The following is an 18,707-nucleotide window of genomic DNA, read 5'->3' as shown; positions in this document are numbered from 1 at the left end:
CGTCGGCGGCTCGCGGGGCGGCGGCGAGCCACCGCCGGGCGGGTCAGCCGAGGACCACGCAGGAGGCCGCCGGGACCTCCACCGAGCCGCCCCGTCGCGGCACCCCCGTGTCCGGGTCGACCGCGAACCACGTCACGTCCCCCGAGCGCTCGTTGGAGGCGTACAGGAAGCGCCCCGAGGGGTCGAGGGCCAGCGCGCGCGGCCAGGTGCCGCCGCAGGGCACCGTGGCGACCAGCCGCAGCCCTTCGCCCACCGCGTCGGGCGTGAGCACGGAGAGGACGTCCTGGCCGCGGGTGGCGGTCCACACGAAGCGCCCGTCGGGCGACACCACGATGCCCGAGGGGTACGCGTCACCGTCCGGGACCCCCGAGAGCACCGGCGTCTCCCCGACGGGCCGCAGAGAGCCTTCCAGGGCGCTCCAGCGGCAGACGGTGACCGTGGGCGCGAGTTCGTTGAGCACGTACGCGTGTTCGCCGCGCGGGTGGAAGGCCAGGTGGCGGGGCCCGGAGCCGGGGCGCAGCGCGATCTCGCGGTGCAGCGTGAGCCGGCCGCCGTCCAGCGCGCACACCCGCACGGAGTCCGTGCCGAGGTCGACGCTGACGGCCCAGCGCCCGCTCGGGTCGGGCTGTACCTGGTGGGCGTGCGGGCTCTGCTGGCGCCGGGTGTGCGGGCCGCGGCCCTTGTGCTGGAGCACGCTGGAGGCGGCGCCGACGAGCGTGCCGTCGTCGCGCACGGGCAGGGCGGTGACGCTGCCGGAGCCGTAGTTGGCGGTCAGGACGTGTCCCGCGAACACGCTGAGGTGCGTGGGGCCGCTGCCTCCGACGGAGACCAACGGCCCGGCGGGCTTCGGTTCGTCGCCGTCCACGCGGTACGCGGCCACCGCGCCGTCGGCCGTCTCGCTGACCGCGTAGAGCATGTCGTGGGCGGGCGACAGGGCGAGGTAGGAGGGATCGGGTACGCCGTCCACCGCGCTCAGGAGGGTCAGCGCGCCGCTGCCGCGGTCCACGGCCGCGGTGAGGACGCCGGGGCCTCCCGCCGCCGTGAACGAGCCGATGAACGCCCGCTGTTCCCGCGTGCCGCCGTCTGCCACTGCCGTTCCCCTCTCGGTCCCGCGCTCTCCGGGGCCGACGGTAGCAGTCGACGACCAACGGTCTAGACCAAGGTCCCGCCCGTCTCCCCGAGCGCCCGTGCGCGCGCCTCCGGGTGGTGGACGTACGCGGGATGCCGTTCCACGGTCTCGTAGGTGCGGTGGAAGACGGGTGTGGCGCTGCCGGAGATGGGCGGCACGATCCACGACCAGTCCGCGCCGACCCGGCGGCCCTTGCGCTCCTCGCGGCCGAGGTGGGTCAGGAAGCGCCGGGACTCGGTGTGGTGGTCGGTGACGGTGACGCCCGCGTGGTCGAAGGAGTGCAGGACGGAGCGGTTGAGTTCGACGAGCGCGCGGTCCTTCCACAGCGAGCGGTCGGTGCGGGTGTCGAGGCCCAGGCGGTCCGCGAGGTACGGCAGGAGGTTGTAGCGGTCGGTGTCGGCGAGGTTGCGGGCGCCTATCTCGGTACCCATGTACCAGCCGTTGAACGGGGCCGCCGGGTAGCAGACGCCGCCGATCTCCAGGCACATGTTGGCGAGCGCGGGCACGGCGTGCCAGCGCAGTCCGAGCGAGCGCCACCAGGTGTACTCGGGGTGGGCGAGCTCCACTTCGAGCACCGCGTCCTGCGGCAGCGTGAACCACCGGGGTTCGTCGTCGGGCTTGCCGTCGGCGCCCTGGATCACCAGCGGCAGGACGTCGAACGGGGTTCCTGGGCCGCCGGGCCAGCCGAGCCGCCGGGCCAGCGCGGTGAGGCCCGCGTTGCGCGGGTCGCCGGTCACGCCGCCGTCCGGGCGGGCGTATCCGGCGTACCGGATGAGTTGTTCGTTCCAGATCCGTGGCCCGGGGCGGCCCGGCCGGTCGGGCGCGAAGACGGTGATGAGCGCCCTGATGCGGCCCTCGCCCGCGGCCTCCCGCAGATGGTCCGCCGACGCCTCGGCGACGTCCTCGGGCGTCCGCACGTCCCTGCGGTCGCGGACGCACAGGGAGCGCCAGTACAGGCGCCCGATGCAGCGGTTGGCGTTGCGCCAGGCGACGCGGGCACCGAAGGCGAGTTCCTCGGTGGTGTGGCGGTACGTGCCGGTCTCCGCGATCTCCGCCCGCGCGGCGGCGATGCGCCGGGCCGGGTCGCCGAGGCGCTCCTCGGTGTGGCGGAGCGTGAGGAACTCGGCGGCGGCGCGCAGGAGTGCGTACGGCGGGGAGTCGCCGTGCGACGTCGGGGCGGCGGGACGGCCCGGCACGGGTATCAGGCGTCCCGCGAGACCCGGGACGGACAGCTCCGCCCGCCGGGGACCGATCGCGTACGGCAGTGCGGTCGGGGTCGCGCCGTGCGCCCTGCGACCTGCCGGAACACGGTCCAGCCAGCCGCCCGGCCCCTCGGCCCACGGCGTCGGGTACCGCGCGCTCCCGTCGTCGCCGAAGCGCTCTGCCTGTCCGGTTCCTCGCGGGAAGTCCCGCATGGTGCCACCCCCAAGCGGTTTCGCCCGCGGACCGCTCCCGCACGGTCCGCGGGTTCCGTGCGTCTGATAGCCGCGGGGTTACCCCGCCCGGGCGGTGATCCACCCTCTACGTGGTCCGTGCATCCGCCTCGCGCGTGTCAGACGCGAACGGCCCTCGAAGCACGGGGGTGCAGGAGGGGCGCGGCGAGTTCGGCGAGCGCCCGCTCGAGCCCGTGCAGGTGTGCTAGTACCGGCTCTTCCAGGGAAGGTGCGTCGGCCTGGACCGAGATGCGCCGCGGTCCGGGTGAGGTGAGTGCCTCGACGGCCCTCTCGACGCGCTCGCACGCGACGGTGAGACGGTCGTCGCTGGAGGCCACGGGGTCCGACGCGATGGCGGCGAGGCCCCGTACCTCCCGCGCGCAGGTGTTCAGCGCCGCGAGTACCTGGCGCGCCCTCCGACCACGGGCGCGCAGGGGGTTGAGCGGGTGCAGAAGGGGCGTGAGTGAGAGCCGCACCTTGTTCAGCACCGTCTCCAGCTCCGCGACGCGTGCCGCGGGGTCGGCGATGGCGGAGCCGTTCAGCCGGGCCGCGGCCTCGGTCGTGCAGGCGTGGACGCACTGGATCGCCCGCACGATCCAGGCGTCCGTCGTGGCGTGCGTGGTGATCGGCAGCACGAGCAGCACCGCCAGCGCGGCGCCGATCGCCCCGATGCCGGTCTCCGCCAGACGCAGGACGACCAGATGCTGGTCCAGCACGCCGAACATCCCGTAGAGCAGCTCGGCCATCACCGTCACCGCAAGCATCATCCAGGTGTACGAGACCGCGGCACTGTAGAAGATGACGAACACACACACGGCGAGCAGGGCCACGGTCGGTACGGGCGCACCGTGCAGTGGGACGACGGCCGAGGCCCCGAGGGCGATGCCGATCACCGTTCCGAGGACCCGGCGGTAGCCGCGGATCAGGGTCTCGCCGCGCGAGGTGGTGTTGACGAAGATCCACCAGGCGGCGCCGACGGCCCAGTACCAGCGCTCCTGGGACAGCAGGCTTCCCACGCCCAGGGCGAAGGCGGCGGCCACGACGGCCTGGACCGCCTGGCGGGTGGTGGGACGGGCGAGGCCTCGGCCGTCCGAAGGGGCGAGCGCCCCGGCGGGCTGCATCCGGCGCTCGTAGCACCACAGTCCGAATCGGACCGCCGAGGACGCGAGGAGGGCGAGCAGTACGGCGACGTACAGCTCGGGCAGTCGCGCCGGCACGGTGTGCAGGAACTGCGCCATGAAGAAGGCCATGAACCCGAAGACGCCGAGGGCATGGCCGCGCGCGCCCCAGCGCCGGGCGTACACACCGGCGCCGACGACGGCGAGGAAGGCCGCGCCCCGCGCCGTCGGGTGGTCGTGCAGGATGGCCGCGAGAGCCAGGACAGGAAGGCCCACCACGGGCAGCAGCGCCGTCGTCGCCAGCTGTCCGCGCACCGTGGCGTCGGTGACCGCGAAGAGGGCGAGCAGCGCCGCGAGTCCTCCCGCGACCGCGCCCGCGAGGGAGACACCGGTGACGCCGCACAGGGCCACCGCCAGGCCGATGCCGAGGACGGCCCGGATGGCGCCGCGCAGCCGCAGTCGGCCCGGGTCCGGTGCCACGAACACCCTCTTCAGCACTGTTTCCCCGCCCCTTGAGCTCAGCCTGTACGTCAGGCATGCAAAAGGCGCCGCGGGGGTCCCGCAGCGCCATCGACCTGTCCATCACAGCATCATCGGAGCTGTTGGCTCAAGTGGCCTCCGGAGCACTGAGCCATTGGCACAGCCACCGAGCGGAGAGGGGAGCCATGTGGATGCCATTGGCATCACTCCGTGTCGATCGGGTGCGGGGGCAGCTCGAAGCGCAGCAGGGCCCCGGTCAGGTGCGTACGCAGGTCCGTCTCCATCTCGATGTGGCGGACCTCCCCGCTGTCCTCGATGACGGTCTTCACCAGTTCCTCGATGACGTCGGGGACCTCGCGCAGGGCGTCTCCGCAGAGCAGGCACTGCTCCCCCGTGCGGGCGAGCAGCCCGTCGCGGTCGCAGACGACTCCCGGGGCCACGGCCTCCGTGTCCACGGCCAGCGTCCGGATCGCGGCCAGCGACCCCGCCCACAGGGTGTCGTCGAGTCCGACCGTCGCGTGATGCTTGGTCGCGACGGCCTCGAGGATCTCGCCGACCAGCCGCTCCTGCTCCTGGTACGCGCGGTCGGTGACAAGAACCCGTACCTTGTCCCGGATGTCGGCGGCGGTCGTGGTGTCGCGGTCGACGGTGAAGCGACCGACGAGCCGGTCGTGCAGGTCACGAGGGAGGAACTCGATGAAGGCCGGTACCTGATAAGGGTGCCCGCCGACGGCCAGCAGATCGAAGCCCCCCTCCTTGAACAGGCGCTTGAGCTCGCCGATGAGTCGCCGGTAGTGCCTTTTGCTCAGCTCGTCGGCCATGTCGCGGACCGGGTCCTCGTCGAGCCTCGCGGCGTGCTCGGGCCCCCGCAGCGTACGGTCGCGGATCGCCTCCAGCTCCCGGACCTCGTCGAGGTGGTACTCCCAGATCTGGGCGGTGGCCTCGTCCACGACGACCGCGCAGATGCGGTGGTACTCGTCGAGCACCGCCAGCATCGGACGGACGAAGGGGGCCTCGTCCACCACGACGCGTTCGTGGGTGGCGCGCGGCAGCCACACTTCCTCGTAGACGCCGTTGCCGCCGCAGGAGAAGACGACGACGGTCCCGGGCCGCTGGGGTTCCTCGCCGAGCCTCTGCTCGATCTTCGCGATGTCCTCGCTCAGCGAGAGCCGTGCGGCGTGCTCCAGCGAGTGGTCGTCCGCGAGCGGCCTGATGCGGTCCAGCAGGCCGGCCAGCCGGGCCCGGTGCGCACGACGGCCAGGCTGGTCAGGTTCCACCGGAAGGTAGAGGGAGACCAACGGGAGCCCGTTCCCCTCGAGCCGGAGAATTCGGTCGACCTGCTCCTGCGTGATCATCGTCGCTCCTCGCCGCTCCTCGAGCCTTGCGCCACCCCTCCAGGTAACGCGGTGGGCGCCGCACCGGCAAACGCGGCGCGGCGGACAAGGTGAGCACGAGGGGTGAACCTTCCCAGCGGACTCGCGGCGGGCTGAGCCATTGGTACGGTCGACGAAGATCACCCCAGGCGGCAGGGAGGCCGGCGGATCATGGCCGTGGACGAACTCGACACCCGCATCCTGCGGCTGCTGTTGGAGCAGCCGCGTACCAGCGTGCGCGAGTACGCCCGCATGCTCGGTGTCGCCCGCGGCACGCTCCAGGCCCGCCTCGACCGGCTGGAACGGGAGGGAGTGATCACCGGCACGGGCCCCTCACTGTCCCCCGCGGCGCTCGGTCACCCCGTCCTCGCCTTCGTGCACATCGAGGTCACGCAGGGGCACCTCGACGAGGTCGGCGACGCGCTGGCCGCCGTACCGGAGATCATCGAGGCCTTCTCGATCACGGGCGGCGGCGATCTGCTCACCCGCGTCGTGGCGCGCGACAACGCTCACCTGGAGGACGTGATCCAGGCGCTCATCAGCATGCCCGGCGTCGTCCGCACCCGCACCGAGGTGGCACTGCGCGAGCGCGTTCCGCACCGGGTGCTGCCCCTGGTGGAGTCGATCGGGCGAGCAACCAGAAGCTGACCGGTGACACACGGGTGATCGACCGCGCTCGGCCCCCGCTTGGCATCCTGGATCCCATGAGCACTCTCGGCCGCACTTCGGTCATCTTCGATCTCGACGGCACACTCGTGGACAGCGAGCCGAACTATTTCGAAGCCGGGCGCCAGACGCTCGCCGAACAGGGCATCACCGGCTTCACCTGGGCCGAGCACGAGCGGTACGTCGGCATCAGCACCCGGGAGACGGTGGCGCTCTGGAAGGAACGCTACGACTTGCGGCCCCCGCTCGACGCCCTGCTCGCCGACATGAACCGCCGCTATCTGGAGCTGGCCCGCTCCGCCACACACGTGTACCCGGAGATGCGGAAGTTCGTGGAACTGCTGACCGCCGAGGGCACCTCGATGGCCGTGGCCTCGGGTTCCTCACCCGCCGCCATCGAGGCGATCCTGACGGGCACCGGCCTGGCCGCCCACCTGACGACCGTCGTCTCCGCCGACGAGGTCGCGCACGGCAAGCCCGCCCCGGACGTCTTCCTCGAAGCGGCGCACCGTCTGGGGGCCGGCCCGGCGGACTGCGTGGTCCTGGAGGACGCCGCCCCGGGCGCCGCCGCCGCGCACGCGGCCGGGATGCGCTGCATCGCCGTCCCGTACGTCGCCGCGCAGGCCGACGACCCGGCGTTCGCCACGGCGGGGCTGCTGCTGCGCGGCGGTCAGGGCGAGTTCACCGCGCAGGCCGCGTACGACTGGCTCGCGCGCTCGGCCTCGGATTCCTGAGTCGCGGGCCGCCTCCCGATGTCTTCCTGAACCGCGGTCACGCCTCGACAACTTGCCGTGTCCGGCGTCGGCTCGGGAGGCATGCGGCACGATCTTGCCCCGGCGGTGGCGGCGCACCGCGTGCGCACCCCTCTCAGGCAGCAGCCTCCCTCGCCCCCTCCGCACCGGTCCCCCGCCCGCCCCCGTCACGGTGGATCGGTGTACCGGAGCCGGTGAGAGGAGCGCCTGTCCCGCCCTCCCGGGCCGCGACGATCTCCGCCGCGATGGACAGCGCGGTCTCCTCGGGCGTACGGGCCCCGAGGTCGAGCCCGATCGGGGATCTCAGGCGGGCCAACTCCCGCTCGCCGAGACCGACTTCGCGCAGCCGCCGCGCACGGTCCTCGTGCGTGCGGCGCGACCCCATGGCGCCGACGAACGCCACCGGCATCCGCAGGGCCACCTCCAGCAGCGGTACGTCGAACTTGGCGTCGTGGGTGAGCACGCACAGGACCGTGCGGTCGTCGGTCACGGTGCGCCGCAGGTAGCGGTGCGGCCAGTCGACCACGATCTCGTCGGCGTCGGGGAAGCGGACCCGGGTGGCGAAGACCGGGCGGGCGTCGCACACGGTCACGTGATAGCCGAGGAACCTGCCCACCCGTACCAGCGCCGTCGCGAAGTCCACGGCGCCGAAGACGATCATTCGGGGCGGCGGCACGCTCGACTCGACGAGCAGGGTCACGCCACCCGGGCAGCGCGCGCCGTCCTCCGACAGTTCGAGGGTGCCGGTGCGGCCCGCCGCCAGCAGGGCACGGGCCTCGGCCACCGCCGTGCGGTCCAGCTCCGGACGACCGCCGAGGCCCCCCTCGTGGGAGACGCCCGAGCCTCCCACGTACGACGTGGACGCCCCGGAGGAGCCGGACGAGCCGTCGGGGCGGACGAGCAGCACCCTCCCCAGCAGTTCTACCGGCCCCCTGGCCACCCGGGCCACGGCCGCCGCCTCGCCCCGGGACGCGACCGCCAGCGCCGCCGCGTACACCGGCCGCTCAGGCGCGTCCGCGCGCACCGGGGTGACCAGGACCTCGATGACCCCGCCGCAGGTCAACCCCACCGCGAAGGCATCCTCGTCGCTGTAGCCGAACCGCTCCAGCACCGTCCGGCCGTCCTGGAGCGCCTGGACGCACAGGTCGTACACGGCGCCTTCCACACAGCCGCCGGAGACCGAGCCGACGGCCGTGCCGCCGCTGTCGACCGCGAGGGCGGCGCCGGGGCCGCGCGGGGCGCTGCCGCCGACGCTCACGACGGTGGCGACGGCGAAGTCCCGGCCCTCCTCGGCCCACCGGTTCAGCTCGTCGGCGATGTCAAGCATCCCGGTCCCCTCCCGTGCCCGCCAGCAGCACCCGGTCCGGGCGGATCGGCAGATTCCGGTGACGTACACCCGTCGCGTGCCAGACCGCGTTGGCGATCGCCGCCGCCGCTCCGACGACCCCGATCTCGCCGATGCCCTTGATGCCGACCGGGTCCCCGGGGTCGGGATCGTCCACCCAGTCCGCCTCGATGTCGGGTACGTCGGCGTGCGCGGAGAAGTGGTAGCCGGCGAGGTCGGCGCCGACATGGCCGCCGCTTGCCCGGTCCCGGTGAGCCTCCTCGTGCAGGGCCATGGACAGGCCCCAGATCATGCCTCCGACGAACTGCCCGCGCGCGGTCAGCGGGTTGACGATCCGGCCGGCCGCGAAGATGCCGAGCATCCGCCGCACCCGCACCTCCCCGCTGGTGACATCGACGGCGACCTCGGCGAACTGCGCCCCGAAGGAGTGCCGTTCCTTCTGCTCCAGCGCGCCGACCGCCTGTGAGGTGTCCGAGCGTGCCGTGATCCCCTCGGGCGGAATGCCGCCGCCCAGGGCCAGCCGCTCGCGCAGCTCGTCCGCCGCGACCCTGATCGCCCAGGCCCAGGAGCGGGTGCCCATCGAGCCGCCGGCGATCATCGCGAAGCCGAAGTCGCTGTCCGCGATGCGCATCCGGATGCGCTCGGGCGCCACCTCCAGCGCGTCCGCGGCGATCAGGGTGAGCGCGGTCCGGGCCCCGGTCCCGATGTCGGACGCGGTGATCCGTACGGTGAAGCTGCCGTCCGGCTCGGCCGTCACGGCCGCCGTGGACGGGGCGGACAGCACGGGGAACGTGGAGGCGGCGGTGCCGGTCCCGAGCAACCAGCGGCCCTCGCGGCGAACGCCGGGACGCGGGTCACGGTCCGCCCAGCCGAACCGGCGGGCCCCCTCCTCGAAGCACGCGAGCAGGTTGCGGCCGCTGAACGGCAACCCGGAGACGGGGCCGACGGCCGGTTCGTTGCGGGCGCGCAGCGCGATCGGGTCGAGTCCGCACTTCTCGGCGAGTTCGTCGAGCGCGGACTCCAGCGCGAACGAGCCCGGTGCCTCGCCCGGAGCCCGCATCCAGCTCGGGGTCGGCACGTCGAGCCGTACGACACGGCTCTGCGAGTAGTGCGCGTCGGAGTCGTACATCGCACGTCCGAACTCGGAGCACCGCTCGACGAACTCGTGGACGGTCGAGGTGAGGCTCTCGGCCCGGTGGTCGAACGCGCGCAGCCGGCCGTCCTCGTCGGCGCCGAGCCTGACCCGCTGGGCCGTGGGGCTGCGGTAGCCGACCAGCGAGAACATCTGACGGCGGGTCAGTACGACGCGGACGGGACGCTGCAGGACGGTCGCGGCCATCGCGGCGGCGACCGAGTGCGGGCGGGTGCCCTTGGAGCCGAAGCCGCCTCCGACGTGTTCCGAACGCACCCGCACCGACTGGGGGTCGAGCGAGAACAGCTTCGCGAGCTCGTCCGCCACGAACCTGCTGCCCTGGTTGGAGTCGACGACCTCGAGCCGGCCGCCGTCCCAGCGCGCGATCGCCGCGTGCGGCTCCATGGGGCTGTGGTGCTCCTCCGGAGTGCTGTACTCGGCGTCCACGACGACGGCGGACGCGGCGAGTTCGGCCTCGAGGTCACCCTTCGTCGCGGCGGGGGCGCTCTCCGGCGCGTACACCCCGGGAAGCCCGGCGGTGAACACGACGTCGTGCGGCTCCTCGTCGTACACGACGACAAGGGACTCGGCGGCCTCCCTGGCCTGTTCGGACGTCTCGGCGACCACCAGAGCCACCGGCCAGCCCGCGAACGGGACCCGGTCGTGCTGGAATATCTGGGCGATCGGGTCGGGCACCCCGAAGGCGTTCGTGTAGTCGCCGTTGAGACGCGGGGCGTTCTCGTGGTGCAGGACGGCGACGACGCCCGGCATCGCCAGGACGGGCGCGGACTCCACCGCACGGATCCGGCCACGGGCCACGGTGGACAACACCAGCCAGCCGTGGGCGAGTTCGGGATACGGGACCTCGCCCGCGTAGCGCGCCGCCCCGGTGACCTTGGCCACGCCCTCGACGCGGGTGTGCGCGGCGCCGACGGCCCCGAACGTCGCGGTCGCCGCCGTCGTCGCGGTCGTGGTCGCGGTCGTACCGGTCATCGGGCCGCCTCCTCGGTGAGTTCGGTCAGCATCGCCACGACGAGATTGCGCATCAGGGGCACCTTGTATCCGTTGTGGGGCAGTGTCCGGGCGGCCGCGAGCTCGGCGTCCGCTGCGGCGGCGAAGGCCTCGGCGCTCGCCGGTCCCCCGGTCAGCTCCCGCTCGGCCGCTCGGGCCCGCCACGGCCGGGAGGCCACCGCCCCGAAGGCGAGGCGCACTTCGCGTACGACACCGTCGTGGACGTCGAGTGCGGCGGCGATCGAGCCGATCGCGAACGCGTACGAGGCGCGCTCGCGCACCTTGCGGTAGCGGGATCGGGCGGCGACCGGGGCGGCCGGCAGGGTGACGCCGGTGATCAGCGCGCCGGGCGGCAGAGCGGTCTCCAGGTGCGGGGTGTCACCCACCGGCAGATAGAACTCCGCGAGCGGCAACTCCCCCGGCCCGTCCGCCGTTTCGTACGAGACGACGGCGTCGAAGGCGGTGAGGGCCACGGCCATGTCCGAGGGGTGCGTGGCCACGCAGTGCGTGGAGGCGCCGAGGATGGCGTGGTTGTGGTGCTCGCCCTCGACGGCCGGGCAACCGCTGCCGGGGACCCGCTTGTTGCAGGGCTTCGCCAGGTCGGTGAAGTAGCCGCAGCGGGTGCGCTGGAGCAGGTTTCCGCCGACCGTGGCCATGTTGCGCAGCTGACCGGAGGCCCCGGCCAGCACTGCCTGGGTCAACGCCGGGTAGTGGCGCCGCACGTCGGGATGGGCGGCGAGGTCGCTGTTGGTCACGGTCGCGCCGATGCGCAGCCCGCCGCTCTTTGTGAACTGAATTCGGCCAAGGGGGAGTTCACGCACGTCGACGAGCCGGGCGGGCCGCTCCACCCCGCTCTTCATCAGGTCGACGAGATTGGTACCTCCGCCGAGATAGCGCGCGTCGGGGTCGGCGCCCAGCAGAGCGACCGCGCCGGTGACGTCGAAGGCGCGCTCGTAGTCGAACTCCCTCATGCTGCCGCCTCCTTGGTCTCGGACGACCGCGTATCGGACGACTGCGCCGCCCGCGCGACCGCCTGGACGATCGACACATACGCGCCGCACCGGCACAGGTTGCCGCTCATCCGCTCACGGATCTCCTCGGGCGTGAGCTGCGGGACCCCCGCTTCGGGCCGCACGTCGGCGGTCACGGCGCTCGGCCAGCCCGCCGCGTGCTCCTCGATCACCGCGAGGGCCGAACAGATCTGGCCGGGCGTGCAGTAGCCGCACTGGTAGCCGTCGAGGTCGAGGAAGGCCTGTTGCACGGGATGCAGCCGCTCACCGTCCGCCACCCCTTCGATGGTGGTGATCTCGCGTCCCTCGGCGGCGACGGCGAGTTGCAGACAGGAGACGGCCCGGCGTCCGTCGAGCAGCACGGTGCAGGCGCCGCACTGGCCCTGATCACAGCCTTTCTTGGTACCGGTGAGATCGAGACGCTCACGCAGCGCGTCGAGCAGGGTGGTGCGATGGTCGACGGGCAGCGTGTACTTCTCGCCGTTGACGTGCAGGGTGATGGCGCTGGACGTCGAGGTCGTGGCGCCGGACGTCGTGGGGGCCATGATCAGCCTTCTTTCGCCTGTCTGAGGAGGAAAGGAAGTCGCGAGAGGGCCGGGAAAAGGGAACACCGATGGTCCGCACTGGCCGGATCCGGCGGTATGGTGAACCTAAGCGGACAGCTGTCCGTTAATCCTGAACCTATCGGACAGCTGTCCGCTTAGCAAGGCACCCGCCGGGCAGGGCGGAGGACGAAGGAGGCCCGAGTGCAGCAGAAGAAGGCGACCCCGCTGCGCTCGGACGCGCAACGCAATCGCGAGCGCATCCTCGATGTGGCCCTGGCCGAGCTGACGCGGTCGGCGGACACCCCGCTCAGCGCGATCGCCAAGAAGGCGGGGGTCGGGCAAGGGACGTTCTACCGCAACTTCCCCAATCGCGAGGCACTCCTCCTGGAGATCTACCGCCACGAGGTGCAGCAGGTCGCCGACGCCGCGGCCCAGCTGCTCGAGTCGCGTGCGCCGGACCGGGCCCTGCGGGAGTGGATGGACCGCCTGGCCCAGTTCGCCATGACCAAGGTCGGCCTGGCCGAGGCCCTGCGCGCGACCACCCTCGCGCACGGCACCCTGACCCGGCTGGGACACGGCGCGATGTCCTCGGCCACCGCGCTGCTCCTGGCGGCGAACGACAAGGCGGGCACCATCCGCCCCGGAGTGACGCCCGAGGACTTCTTCCTCTTCATCGCCGGTCTCTGGCAGATCGACGCGGACGGCGACTGGCAGCCGCGCGCCACCCGCCTTCTGGACCTCGTGATGGACGGTCTACGGGTGGGCGCGCCGGGTTCCGCGCCGCCGGAGTGAACCGATCCGCGGCCGGCGAGCAGCCGCTCGTCCCTGCCCAGCAGCTTCCCTGCGCGCACGACGAAGCCGTCCGCCTGTTCTCCCCCGTGGCGGACGGCTCGTGTCGCGGTGTTCAGAGATCGGGTTCGGTGTCGGCGACGTAAGTGACCTGGGCCGCTGGACGACACCCGCCGGGGCGGGCGGCGGGATTCGAACCCGCGTCTCTCTCTTGACAGGAGAAGTAGCCGAAACCTTCGCACCTGAACGAGTTCACCGTAGTGGTGGACGCCGTCGCGGTCACCTGGTTTCCGGCGTGCGGCAGACGCGTGCCGGGGCGTTGTCAGTGGTGGCGTGCAGGATGGCGTGTATGACAACACCAGCCGCAGTGATCGTGGATGCCGCCGCCTACGCGCAGGCGGTCGAGGACGCCGTGAAGGCTTCGGCCGCCTACTACGCGGGCGGCACGTCAGTACTGGACGACGACACCTACGACCGGCTCGTGCGGGGCATCGCGGCGTGGGAGTCCGCTCATCCCGAGGAGGTGCTGCCCGACTCACCGACCGGGAAGGTCGCCGGTGGCGCCGTGGAGGGCGATGTCCCGCACACGGTACCCATGCTGAGCCTGGACAACGTGTTCTCGCCGGAGGAGTTCACCGCCTGGACCGCGTCGCTGGCCCGGCGGATCGGCCATGACGTCACACGGTTCGGCGTCGAGCCGAAACTCGACGGGCTCGCGATCGCCGCCCGGTACACCCATGGTCGCCTCACCCGGCTGATCACCCGTGGCGACGGGACGGCCGGGGAGGACGTCTCGCACGCCATCGGCACCGTCGAAGGCCTCCCGGCCGAACTCGCCGAGCCGGTCACGGCGGAGGTGCGCGGCGAAGTCCTGATGACCACCGCCCAGTTCGAACACGCCAACGAGGTGCGCACCGCGCACGGCGGGCAGCCGTTCGCGAACCCGCGCAACGCCGCGGCGGGCACCCTGCGCGCCAAGGACCGCGCCTACACCGTGCCGATGACCTTCTTCGGCTACGCCCTGCTGCCGCTGCCCGGCACCGAGAAGGCCCTCGCGGCGCGGCTGGGTGAGGGCGCGCACAGCGAGCTGATGGCGCGGTGCGGCGAGCTCGGCGTGAACACCACCGCCGCCACCGCCGTGCCCGGGACCACGGCGGAGACCGCCGAGCAGGTCCTGGCCCGGGTGAAGGAGATCGCCGCGCTGCGGGCGGAGTTGCCGTTCGGGATCGACGGGATCGTCATCAAGGCCGACCTCGCCGCCGATCAGGAGGCCGCCGGATCCGGTTCGCGCGCACCGCGCTGGGCAATCGCCTACAAGCTGCCGGCCGTGGAGAAGATCACCCGACTGCTGGAGGTGGAGTGGAACGTGGGCCGCACCGGCATCATCGCTCCGCGCGCGGTCCTCGAACCGGTCGAGATCGACGGCTCCACCATCACCTACGCCACCCTCCACAACCCTGCCGACATCACCCGCCGCGACCTGCGTCTGGGCGACCATGTGATGGTCCACCGCGCCGGGGACGTGATTCCCCGCGTCGAGGCTCCCGTCGCCCATCTGCGCACCGGCGAGGAGCGGCCGATCGTCTTCCCCGAGGTGTGCCCGCGGTGCGGCTCCGCCATCGACACCAGCGAGCAGCGCTGGCGCTGCGAGAACGGCCGCGACTGCCACCTGGTCGCCGCTCTCTCGTACGCCGCCGGCCGCGACCAGCTCGACATCGAGGGCCTGGGCCACACCCGTGTCGTCCAGCTCGTCGAGGCGGGCCTGGTCGCCGATCTCGCCGACGTGTTCGCCCTCACCCGCGACCAGCTCCTCGGCCTGGAACGGATGGGTGAGACCAGCACCGACAATCTCCTCGCGGCGATCGGCGCGGCCAAGGGGCAGCCGTTGTCGCGGGTGCTGTGCGCGCTCGGCGTCCGCGGTACGGGCCGCTCCATGTCCCGTCGTATCGCGCGGTACTTCGCCACCATGGACCACATACGTGCCGCCGACGCCGAAGCGGTGCAGCGAGTCGAGGGCATCGGCACGGAGAAGGCCCCGTCCATCGTGGCCGAACTCGCCGAACTCGCCCCGCTCATCGACAAGCTCGCCGCGGCAGGGGTCAACATGACCGAGCCCGGCGCCACTGCGCCCGTCATCGCCGACGACACCGACGCCGGTACCCAGGGCGCGGAGCCGGCGGGAGGGCCGCTGACCGGGATGGCGGTCGTCGTCACCGGAGGCATGACCGGCCCGCTGGAGAAGCTCAGCCGCAACGAGATGAACGAACTCATCGAGCGCGCCGGCGGCCGCTCCTCCTCCAGCGTCTCCAAGAAGACCACGCTGGTCGTCGCCGGCGAAGGCGCCGGATCCAAGCGCGCCAAGGCCGAGGACCTCGGCATCCGGCTGGTCACCCCCGACGAGTTCGCGACGCTGGTCGCCGACTACGTCGACCGGCCCCTGACGGCCGACGTGACCTGACGTGACATGGCGTGGCGTGGCGTGACAGCGTGCGGTCGCCGTCGAGGGCGACCGCACGCCGGGGCCTATGCGCCGCTCGCGTCGAGCATGTCCTCGCGCTCGACGATCTTCACGCGTTCCCGGCCCTGCGGTTCGCCCAGCGCCTTCTCCGCGGCGTCCAGGCGGTACCAGCCCTCCCAGGTGGTGAAGCGGACGTCCCGCTCGCCGAGGAACGCGTCCACGGCCTCCGGGTCGGGCGACCCGGGCGTGTGCAGACGTCCGTTCGCGTGGTCGTCGAGCAGGCTGGCGACGGTCTCGTTGGCGTCGCCCTTGGTGTGGCCGATCAGGCCCACAGGGCCGCGTCGGATCCAGCCGGTGACGTACGTCGACTGCAGGTGCTCGCCGGTCTCCTCGATCACGCGGCCGCCCTGGTCCGGGACCGTGCCCGAATCGGCGTCCCAGGGGAGCTTGGGCAGTTCGTCGGACAGGTAGCCCACGGCGCGGTAGACCGCACCGAGGTCCCAGTCCTTGAACTCGCCGGTTCCCTTGACGTTGCCGGTGCCGTCGAGGGCGGTGCGCTCGGTGCGCAGGCCGACGACCTGGCCGTTCTCGCCGAGGATCTCGGTCGGGGACTCGAAGAAGTGCAGGAAAAGCTTGTGCGGGCGCTCACCGATGTCGCGGATGGCCCAGTTCTCCAGGGTCTTGGCGACCATGTCGGCCTGCTTGTTGCCGCGCCGGGTCGCGATCGAGCCCTCGTCGTAGTCGATGTCCTCGGGGTCGACGATGACCTCGATGTTCGGGGAGTGGTCCAGCTCCCGCAGCTCCATCGGGCTGAACTTCGCCTGCGCCGGGCCGCGGCGGCCGAAGACGTGGACCTCCAGAGCCTTGTTGGCCTTGAGGCCGTCGTAGACGTTCTGCGGGATCTCGGTCGGCAGCAGTTCGTCGGCGGTCTTGGCGAGGATGCGGGCGACGTCGAGCGCGACGTTGCCGACGCCGAGGACGGCGACCTTCTCCGCTTCGAGCGGCCAGGTCCGCGCCACGTCCGGGTGGCCGTCGTACCAGGAGACGAAGTCCGCGGCGCCGTACGAGCCGTCGAGGCCGATGCCAGGTATGTCGAGGGCCCGGTCGGCCGTCGCCCCCGTGGAGAAGATCACGGCGTCGTAGAAGGTGCGCAGGTCGTCGAGGTTGATGTCCCCCGGGTAGTCGACATTGCCGAAGAGACGTATCTGAGGCTTGTCGAGCACCTGGTGCAGGGCCGTGATGATGCCCTTGATCCGGGGGTGGTCGGGGGCCACGCCGTAGCGGATGAGACCGAAGGGGGCCGGCATCCGTTCGAAGAGGTCGATGGACACACCGGGCTCGACCGCAACTGCGGACTTCAGCAGCGCGTCGGCAGCGTAGATCCCGGCGGGGCCGGCTCCGACAATGGCTACCCGCAGAGGGCGAGGCATGATCAGGTTCCCTTCGAACGGTGGCAGGGTGGCTCGTCGGGAAGCCTAAACTAAGGCAAACCTTAGTCAGTAGGCGGGCTGGATCTATGACCCCATAAGCCGATCTTATGACTCGCCGCCCGGGGAGCACAGGCCTCGAAATCGGGGGCAAAATGGGAAATGTGGGTGTCCGGCGTGTGTCAGTGGACCGCCTCGTGGAGCAGCCGTCGGGCCGCGGACTGGTGGCAATCCCACTCGCGCTGATCGTAGTGATCACCGTGGTGGACCTCCACTCCCCGACCGATGTCCACCTGGGTCCGTTGCTGGTCATCGCCCCCGCCCTCACCGCCTCCCTGGCCGGGCCACGGCTGACCGCGGTGGTCGGGGTGCTGGCCGTGGCCGCCCAGGTCTTCATCGCGGTGTTCCACGGCGGGCTGACCACCGCCAACCACATCGCGCAGATCATCGCCCTGACCGTGCTCTCCGCGCTGGTGGTCTTCGTCTGCCATGTACGCGAGCGGCGCGCCCGAGAGCTGAGCCGGGCGCGGTCGGTGGCCGAGACGGCGCAGCGGGTCCTGCTTCGACCGCCGCCCCGCCGGATCGGGCCCCTGCGCGTGGCCTGGCTGTATCTGGCCGCCGAGGACGAGACGCAGATCGGCGGCGACCTGTTCGCGGTCGCCCGCTCCGCCCAGTCCTCCACGCGGGTGATCATCGGGGACGTACGCGGCAAGGGGCTGGCCTCCATCGGCGAGGCCTCGGTGGTGCTGGGATCGTTCCGTGAGGGCGCTCACCGGTACGCCAGCCTGCCCGAGCTCACGGCGGCACTGGAGGTCAGCGTGTGCCGCGACCTGGAGGACGTGGCCGACACCGAGCACGACCCGGGCGAGCACTTCACCACCGCGCTCGTGCTGGACATCCCCGACGAGGGGTCGGAGGCCTGGATGATCAACTGCGGTCATCCACCGCCTCTCCTGCTGCGCGACCGCGAGGTCACGGTCCTGTACGCGCGCCACCCCGTCCCCCCGCTGGGCATGTGCGAGCTGCCCGCCGCGAGCCACCGCCCCGACCCGTTCACCTTCGAAACCGGTGACGTCCTCCTGCTCTACACCGACGGCGTCATCGAAGCCCGCTCACCGTCGGGCGCCTTCTACCCGCTCGCCGAGAGGGTCGCCTCCTTTCCCGCCGCCGGCCCCGACGCCCTGCTGCGGCACATCCACGACGACCTCCTCGCGCACGTCGGCGACCACCCCGGCGACGACGCCGCCCTCCTGATCATCGAACGCACCGCCTCCCATCACCCGCATCGACCGCACTTCACCACCCGCCCCGCCGACGGCCACCACCGGCTCCACGCCGGCGGATCGCCGCCCCCGTCGGCGGAACGCTGACCTCACTCCCGGGCCATGTCCGACTCCGCCGCGCTCGCCGCGGAATCGGCGCCGTCGACGAGTTTCCGCAGGTGACCGAGGTCCGCGGAGGAAGTGGGTGCGGGCTGCCGAGTGGTCTGCGTGCCCTGTGCGGTCCCCGTGCCCTGCGTGCTCTGTGCACTCTGCGCGCTCCCGCCGTGGCCGCATCCGGCCAGGAACAGCAGGGCGGCCAGTACCGCCGGCACGGTGTGGCGCGCGCGCATCAGTTCGTACGACCGTTGTCGTGGGCGCCGCACCACTTCTCGACGTCGGCCAGGTCCTTCTGGCGGGTCTCCAGGGTGGGGACCAGGGAACGCCGGAAGGTGAGCCGGTCGTTCAGGTAGGTCTCGATCTGGGTGTGCCCCGCGGACTTGGCGTTCGCCACCCGCTGCTCGAGACGGGCGATGGAGCCACGCTGGGAAGCGTCCGCGCGCAGCCGGGTGAGGATCCGGTCGATCCGCCGGTCGATCTTCGGCGCGCGCTTGCAGAGCGCCGCCGCGCCGTCGCCCGTGGGGGTGCCGGACGGCGCGGGAGTCGCGGCGTCGGCCGTGGCCGCGCCGGCGGCGCCGAACAGCGACCCGGCGGCGACCAACGAGACGACCGAGATCATGGTCTTCCTGGTGCTTGGCATGACGAACTCCTCCGCGTTCA

The 18,707-nt window shown here is 72.2% G+C and carries 16 protein-coding genes and 1 tRNA gene; 5 read left to right on the top strand and 12 right to left on the bottom strand.

All coding sequences use genetic code 11. The annotated features are described in order from the left end of the window. Nucleotides 1–43: 43 nt before the first annotated feature. The 4 genes from SMIR_RS34985 to SMIR_RS34970 form a co-directional block, all read right to left on the bottom strand. Nucleotides 44–1,090 carry a lactonase family protein gene (locus tag SMIR_RS34985; protein WP_212727826.1) on the bottom strand — a complete coding sequence of 349 codons (1,047 nt, stop codon included), beginning with the start codon at nt 1,088–1,090 and terminating at the stop codon, nt 44–46. Nucleotides 1,091–1,152: 62 nt separating this feature from the next. Continuing rightward, nucleotides 1,153–2,544, bottom strand: a complete 1,392-nt coding sequence (locus tag SMIR_RS34980; RefSeq protein ID WP_168489683.1) for a nitric oxide synthase oxygenase — start codon at nt 2,542–2,544, stop codon at nt 1,153–1,155. A 137-nt stretch (nt 2,545–2,681) separates the two neighbouring features. Further along, the gene (locus SMIR_RS34975) at nt 2,682–4,178 is read right to left on the bottom strand and encodes an FUSC family protein (RefSeq protein ID WP_212727825.1); all 1,497 of its coding nucleotides are present in this window, start codon (nt 4,176–4,178) and stop codon (nt 2,682–2,684) included. Between the two features lie 185 nt (nt 4,179–4,363). Beyond that, nucleotides 4,364–5,515 (bottom strand): baeRF10 domain-containing protein, encoded by a 1,152-nt coding sequence (locus tag SMIR_RS34970; RefSeq protein ID WP_168489684.1) that lies wholly within the window; start codon nt 5,513–5,515, stop codon nt 4,364–4,366. A gap of 189 nt (nt 5,516–5,704) precedes the next feature. Here SMIR_RS34970 and SMIR_RS34965 point away from each other — a divergent pair, with 189 nt between their 5' ends. Further along, on the top strand, nt 5,705–6,181 hold the full coding sequence (locus SMIR_RS34965) for an Lrp/AsnC family transcriptional regulator (RefSeq protein WP_101407610.1): 477 nt from the start codon (nt 5,705–5,707) through the stop codon (nt 6,179–6,181). A gap of 56 nt (nt 6,182–6,237) precedes the next feature. Continuing rightward, nucleotides 6,238–6,933: an HAD family hydrolase gene (locus tag SMIR_RS34960; protein WP_168489685.1), complete on the top strand. Its 696-nt coding sequence runs from the start codon at nt 6,238–6,240 to the stop codon at nt 6,931–6,933. 133 nt (nt 6,934–7,066) lie between these two features. On the opposite strand, the gene SMIR_RS34955 is transcribed toward SMIR_RS34960, so the two are convergent. The 4 genes from SMIR_RS34955 to SMIR_RS34940 are packed head-to-tail and all read right to left on the bottom strand — an operon-like array spanning nt 7,067 to nt 11,994. Continuing rightward, nucleotides 7,067–8,278 carry an XdhC family protein gene (locus SMIR_RS34955; RefSeq protein ID WP_212727824.1) on the bottom strand — a complete coding sequence of 404 codons (1,212 nt, stop codon included), beginning with the start codon at nt 8,276–8,278 and terminating at the stop codon, nt 7,067–7,069. Then, nucleotides 8,271–10,421: a xanthine dehydrogenase family protein molybdopterin-binding subunit gene (locus tag SMIR_RS34950; protein ID WP_168489687.1), complete on the bottom strand. Its 2,151-nt coding sequence runs from the start codon at nt 10,419–10,421 to the stop codon at nt 8,271–8,273. Before SMIR_RS34950 ends, SMIR_RS34955 begins: the two co-directional genes overlap by 8 nt. Next, on the bottom strand, nt 10,418–11,410 hold the full coding sequence (locus SMIR_RS34945; RefSeq protein ID WP_212727823.1) for an FAD binding domain-containing protein: 993 nt from the start codon (nt 11,408–11,410) through the stop codon (nt 10,418–10,420). Before SMIR_RS34945 ends, SMIR_RS34950 begins: the two co-directional genes overlap by 4 nt. Continuing rightward, nucleotides 11,407–11,994: a (2Fe-2S)-binding protein gene (locus SMIR_RS34940; RefSeq protein WP_168489688.1), complete on the bottom strand. Its 588-nt coding sequence runs from the start codon at nt 11,992–11,994 to the stop codon at nt 11,407–11,409. The genes SMIR_RS34945 and SMIR_RS34940 overlap by 4 nt, the downstream gene beginning before the upstream one ends. A gap of 201 nt (nt 11,995–12,195) precedes the next feature. On the opposite strand from SMIR_RS34940, the gene SMIR_RS34935 reads away from it, so the two are divergent. Next, nucleotides 12,196–12,786, top strand: a complete 591-nt coding sequence (locus tag SMIR_RS34935; protein ID WP_168489689.1) for a TetR/AcrR family transcriptional regulator — start codon at nt 12,196–12,198, stop codon at nt 12,784–12,786. A gap of 174 nt (nt 12,787–12,960) precedes the next feature. Here SMIR_RS34935 and SMIR_RS34930 read toward each other — a convergent pair. Continuing rightward, nucleotides 12,961–13,023, bottom strand: a tRNA-Ser gene (locus SMIR_RS34930). A 109-nt stretch (nt 13,024–13,132) separates the two neighbouring features. On the opposite strand from SMIR_RS34930, the gene ligA reads away from it, so the two are divergent. Continuing rightward, a complete protein-coding gene (ligA, locus tag SMIR_RS34925) occupies nt 13,133–15,241 on the top strand; it encodes an NAD-dependent DNA ligase LigA (RefSeq protein ID WP_248002829.1) in 2,109 nt (702 codons plus the stop codon). A 65-nt stretch (nt 15,242–15,306) separates the two neighbouring features. Here the strand turns inward: ligA and SMIR_RS34920 are convergent, their stop codons facing one another. Beyond that, nucleotides 15,307–16,671, bottom strand: coding sequence for an FAD-dependent oxidoreductase (locus tag SMIR_RS34920; RefSeq protein ID WP_101407618.1), 1,365 nt, complete (start codon nt 16,669–16,671; stop codon nt 15,307–15,309). A gap of 152 nt (nt 16,672–16,823) precedes the next feature. Between SMIR_RS34920 and SMIR_RS34915 the strand changes: the two genes are divergently transcribed. Then, nucleotides 16,824–18,038, top strand: a complete 1,215-nt coding sequence (locus SMIR_RS34915) for a PP2C family protein-serine/threonine phosphatase (RefSeq protein ID WP_168489691.1) — start codon at nt 16,824–16,826, stop codon at nt 18,036–18,038. A 2-nt stretch (nt 18,039–18,040) separates the two neighbouring features. Here the strand turns inward: SMIR_RS34915 and SMIR_RS34910 are convergent, their stop codons facing one another. Together SMIR_RS34910 and SMIR_RS34905 are read right to left on the bottom strand one after the other, a co-directional pair. Then, entirely contained in the window at nt 18,041–18,280 is a 240-nt protein-coding gene (locus tag SMIR_RS34910; protein ID WP_212727822.1) for a hypothetical protein, read from the bottom strand. Continuing rightward, a complete protein-coding gene (locus SMIR_RS34905; protein ID WP_168489693.1) occupies nt 18,280–18,687 on the bottom strand; it encodes a hypothetical protein in 408 nt (135 codons plus the stop codon). Before SMIR_RS34905 ends, SMIR_RS34910 begins: the two co-directional genes overlap by 1 nt. Between the last annotated feature and the right edge of the window lie 20 nt (nt 18,688–18,707).

The organism is Streptomyces mirabilis, from assembly GCF_018310535.1.
In the GTDB taxonomy this organism is placed as follows: domain Bacteria; phylum Actinomycetota; class Actinomycetes; order Streptomycetales; family Streptomycetaceae; genus Streptomyces.
The sequence above is the reverse complement of the archived record's forward strand: the minus strand, read 5'-3'. Positions and strand labels throughout refer to the sequence as shown.

Excerpts from the sequence above, each read along its gene's own strand:
- SMIR_RS34980 (WP_168489683.1), bottom strand. The coding sequence starts at position 2,544 with ATGCGGGACTTCCCGCGAGGAACCGGACAGGCAGAGCGCTTCGGCGAC.
- SMIR_RS34970 (WP_168489684.1), bottom strand. The coding sequence starts at position 5,515 with ATGATCACGCAGGAGCAGGTCGACCGAATTCTCCGGCTCGAGGGGAAC.
- SMIR_RS34965 (WP_101407610.1), top strand. The coding sequence starts at position 5,705 with ATGGCCGTGGACGAACTCGACACCCGCATCCTGCGGCTGCTGTTGGAG.
- SMIR_RS34960 (WP_168489685.1), top strand. The coding sequence starts at position 6,238 with ATGAGCACTCTCGGCCGCACTTCGGTCATCTTCGATCTCGACGGCACA.
- SMIR_RS34955 (WP_212727824.1), bottom strand. The coding sequence starts at position 8,278 with ATGCTTGACATCGCCGACGAGCTGAACCGGTGGGCCGAGGAGGGCCGG.
- SMIR_RS34950 (WP_168489687.1), bottom strand. The coding sequence starts at position 10,421 with ATGACCGGTACGACCGCGACCACGACCGCGACGACGGCGGCGACCGCG.
- SMIR_RS34945 (WP_212727823.1), bottom strand. The coding sequence starts at position 11,410 with ATGAGGGAGTTCGACTACGAGCGCGCCTTCGACGTCACCGGCGCGGTC.
- SMIR_RS34940 (WP_168489688.1), bottom strand. The coding sequence starts at position 11,994 with ATGGCCCCCACGACGTCCGGCGCCACGACCTCGACGTCCAGCGCCATC.
- ligA (WP_248002829.1), top strand. The coding sequence starts at position 13,133 with ATGACAACACCAGCCGCAGTGATCGTGGATGCCGCCGCCTACGCGCAG.
- SMIR_RS34920 (WP_101407618.1), bottom strand. The coding sequence starts at position 16,671 with ATGCCTCGCCCTCTGCGGGTAGCCATTGTCGGAGCCGGCCCCGCCGGG.
- SMIR_RS34915 (WP_168489691.1), top strand. The coding sequence starts at position 16,824 with ATGGGAAATGTGGGTGTCCGGCGTGTGTCAGTGGACCGCCTCGTGGAG.
- SMIR_RS34910 (WP_212727822.1), bottom strand. The coding sequence starts at position 18,280 with ATGCGCGCGCGCCACACCGTGCCGGCGGTACTGGCCGCCCTGCTGTTC.
- SMIR_RS34905 (WP_168489693.1), bottom strand. The coding sequence starts at position 18,687 with ATGCCAAGCACCAGGAAGACCATGATCTCGGTCGTCTCGTTGGTCGCC.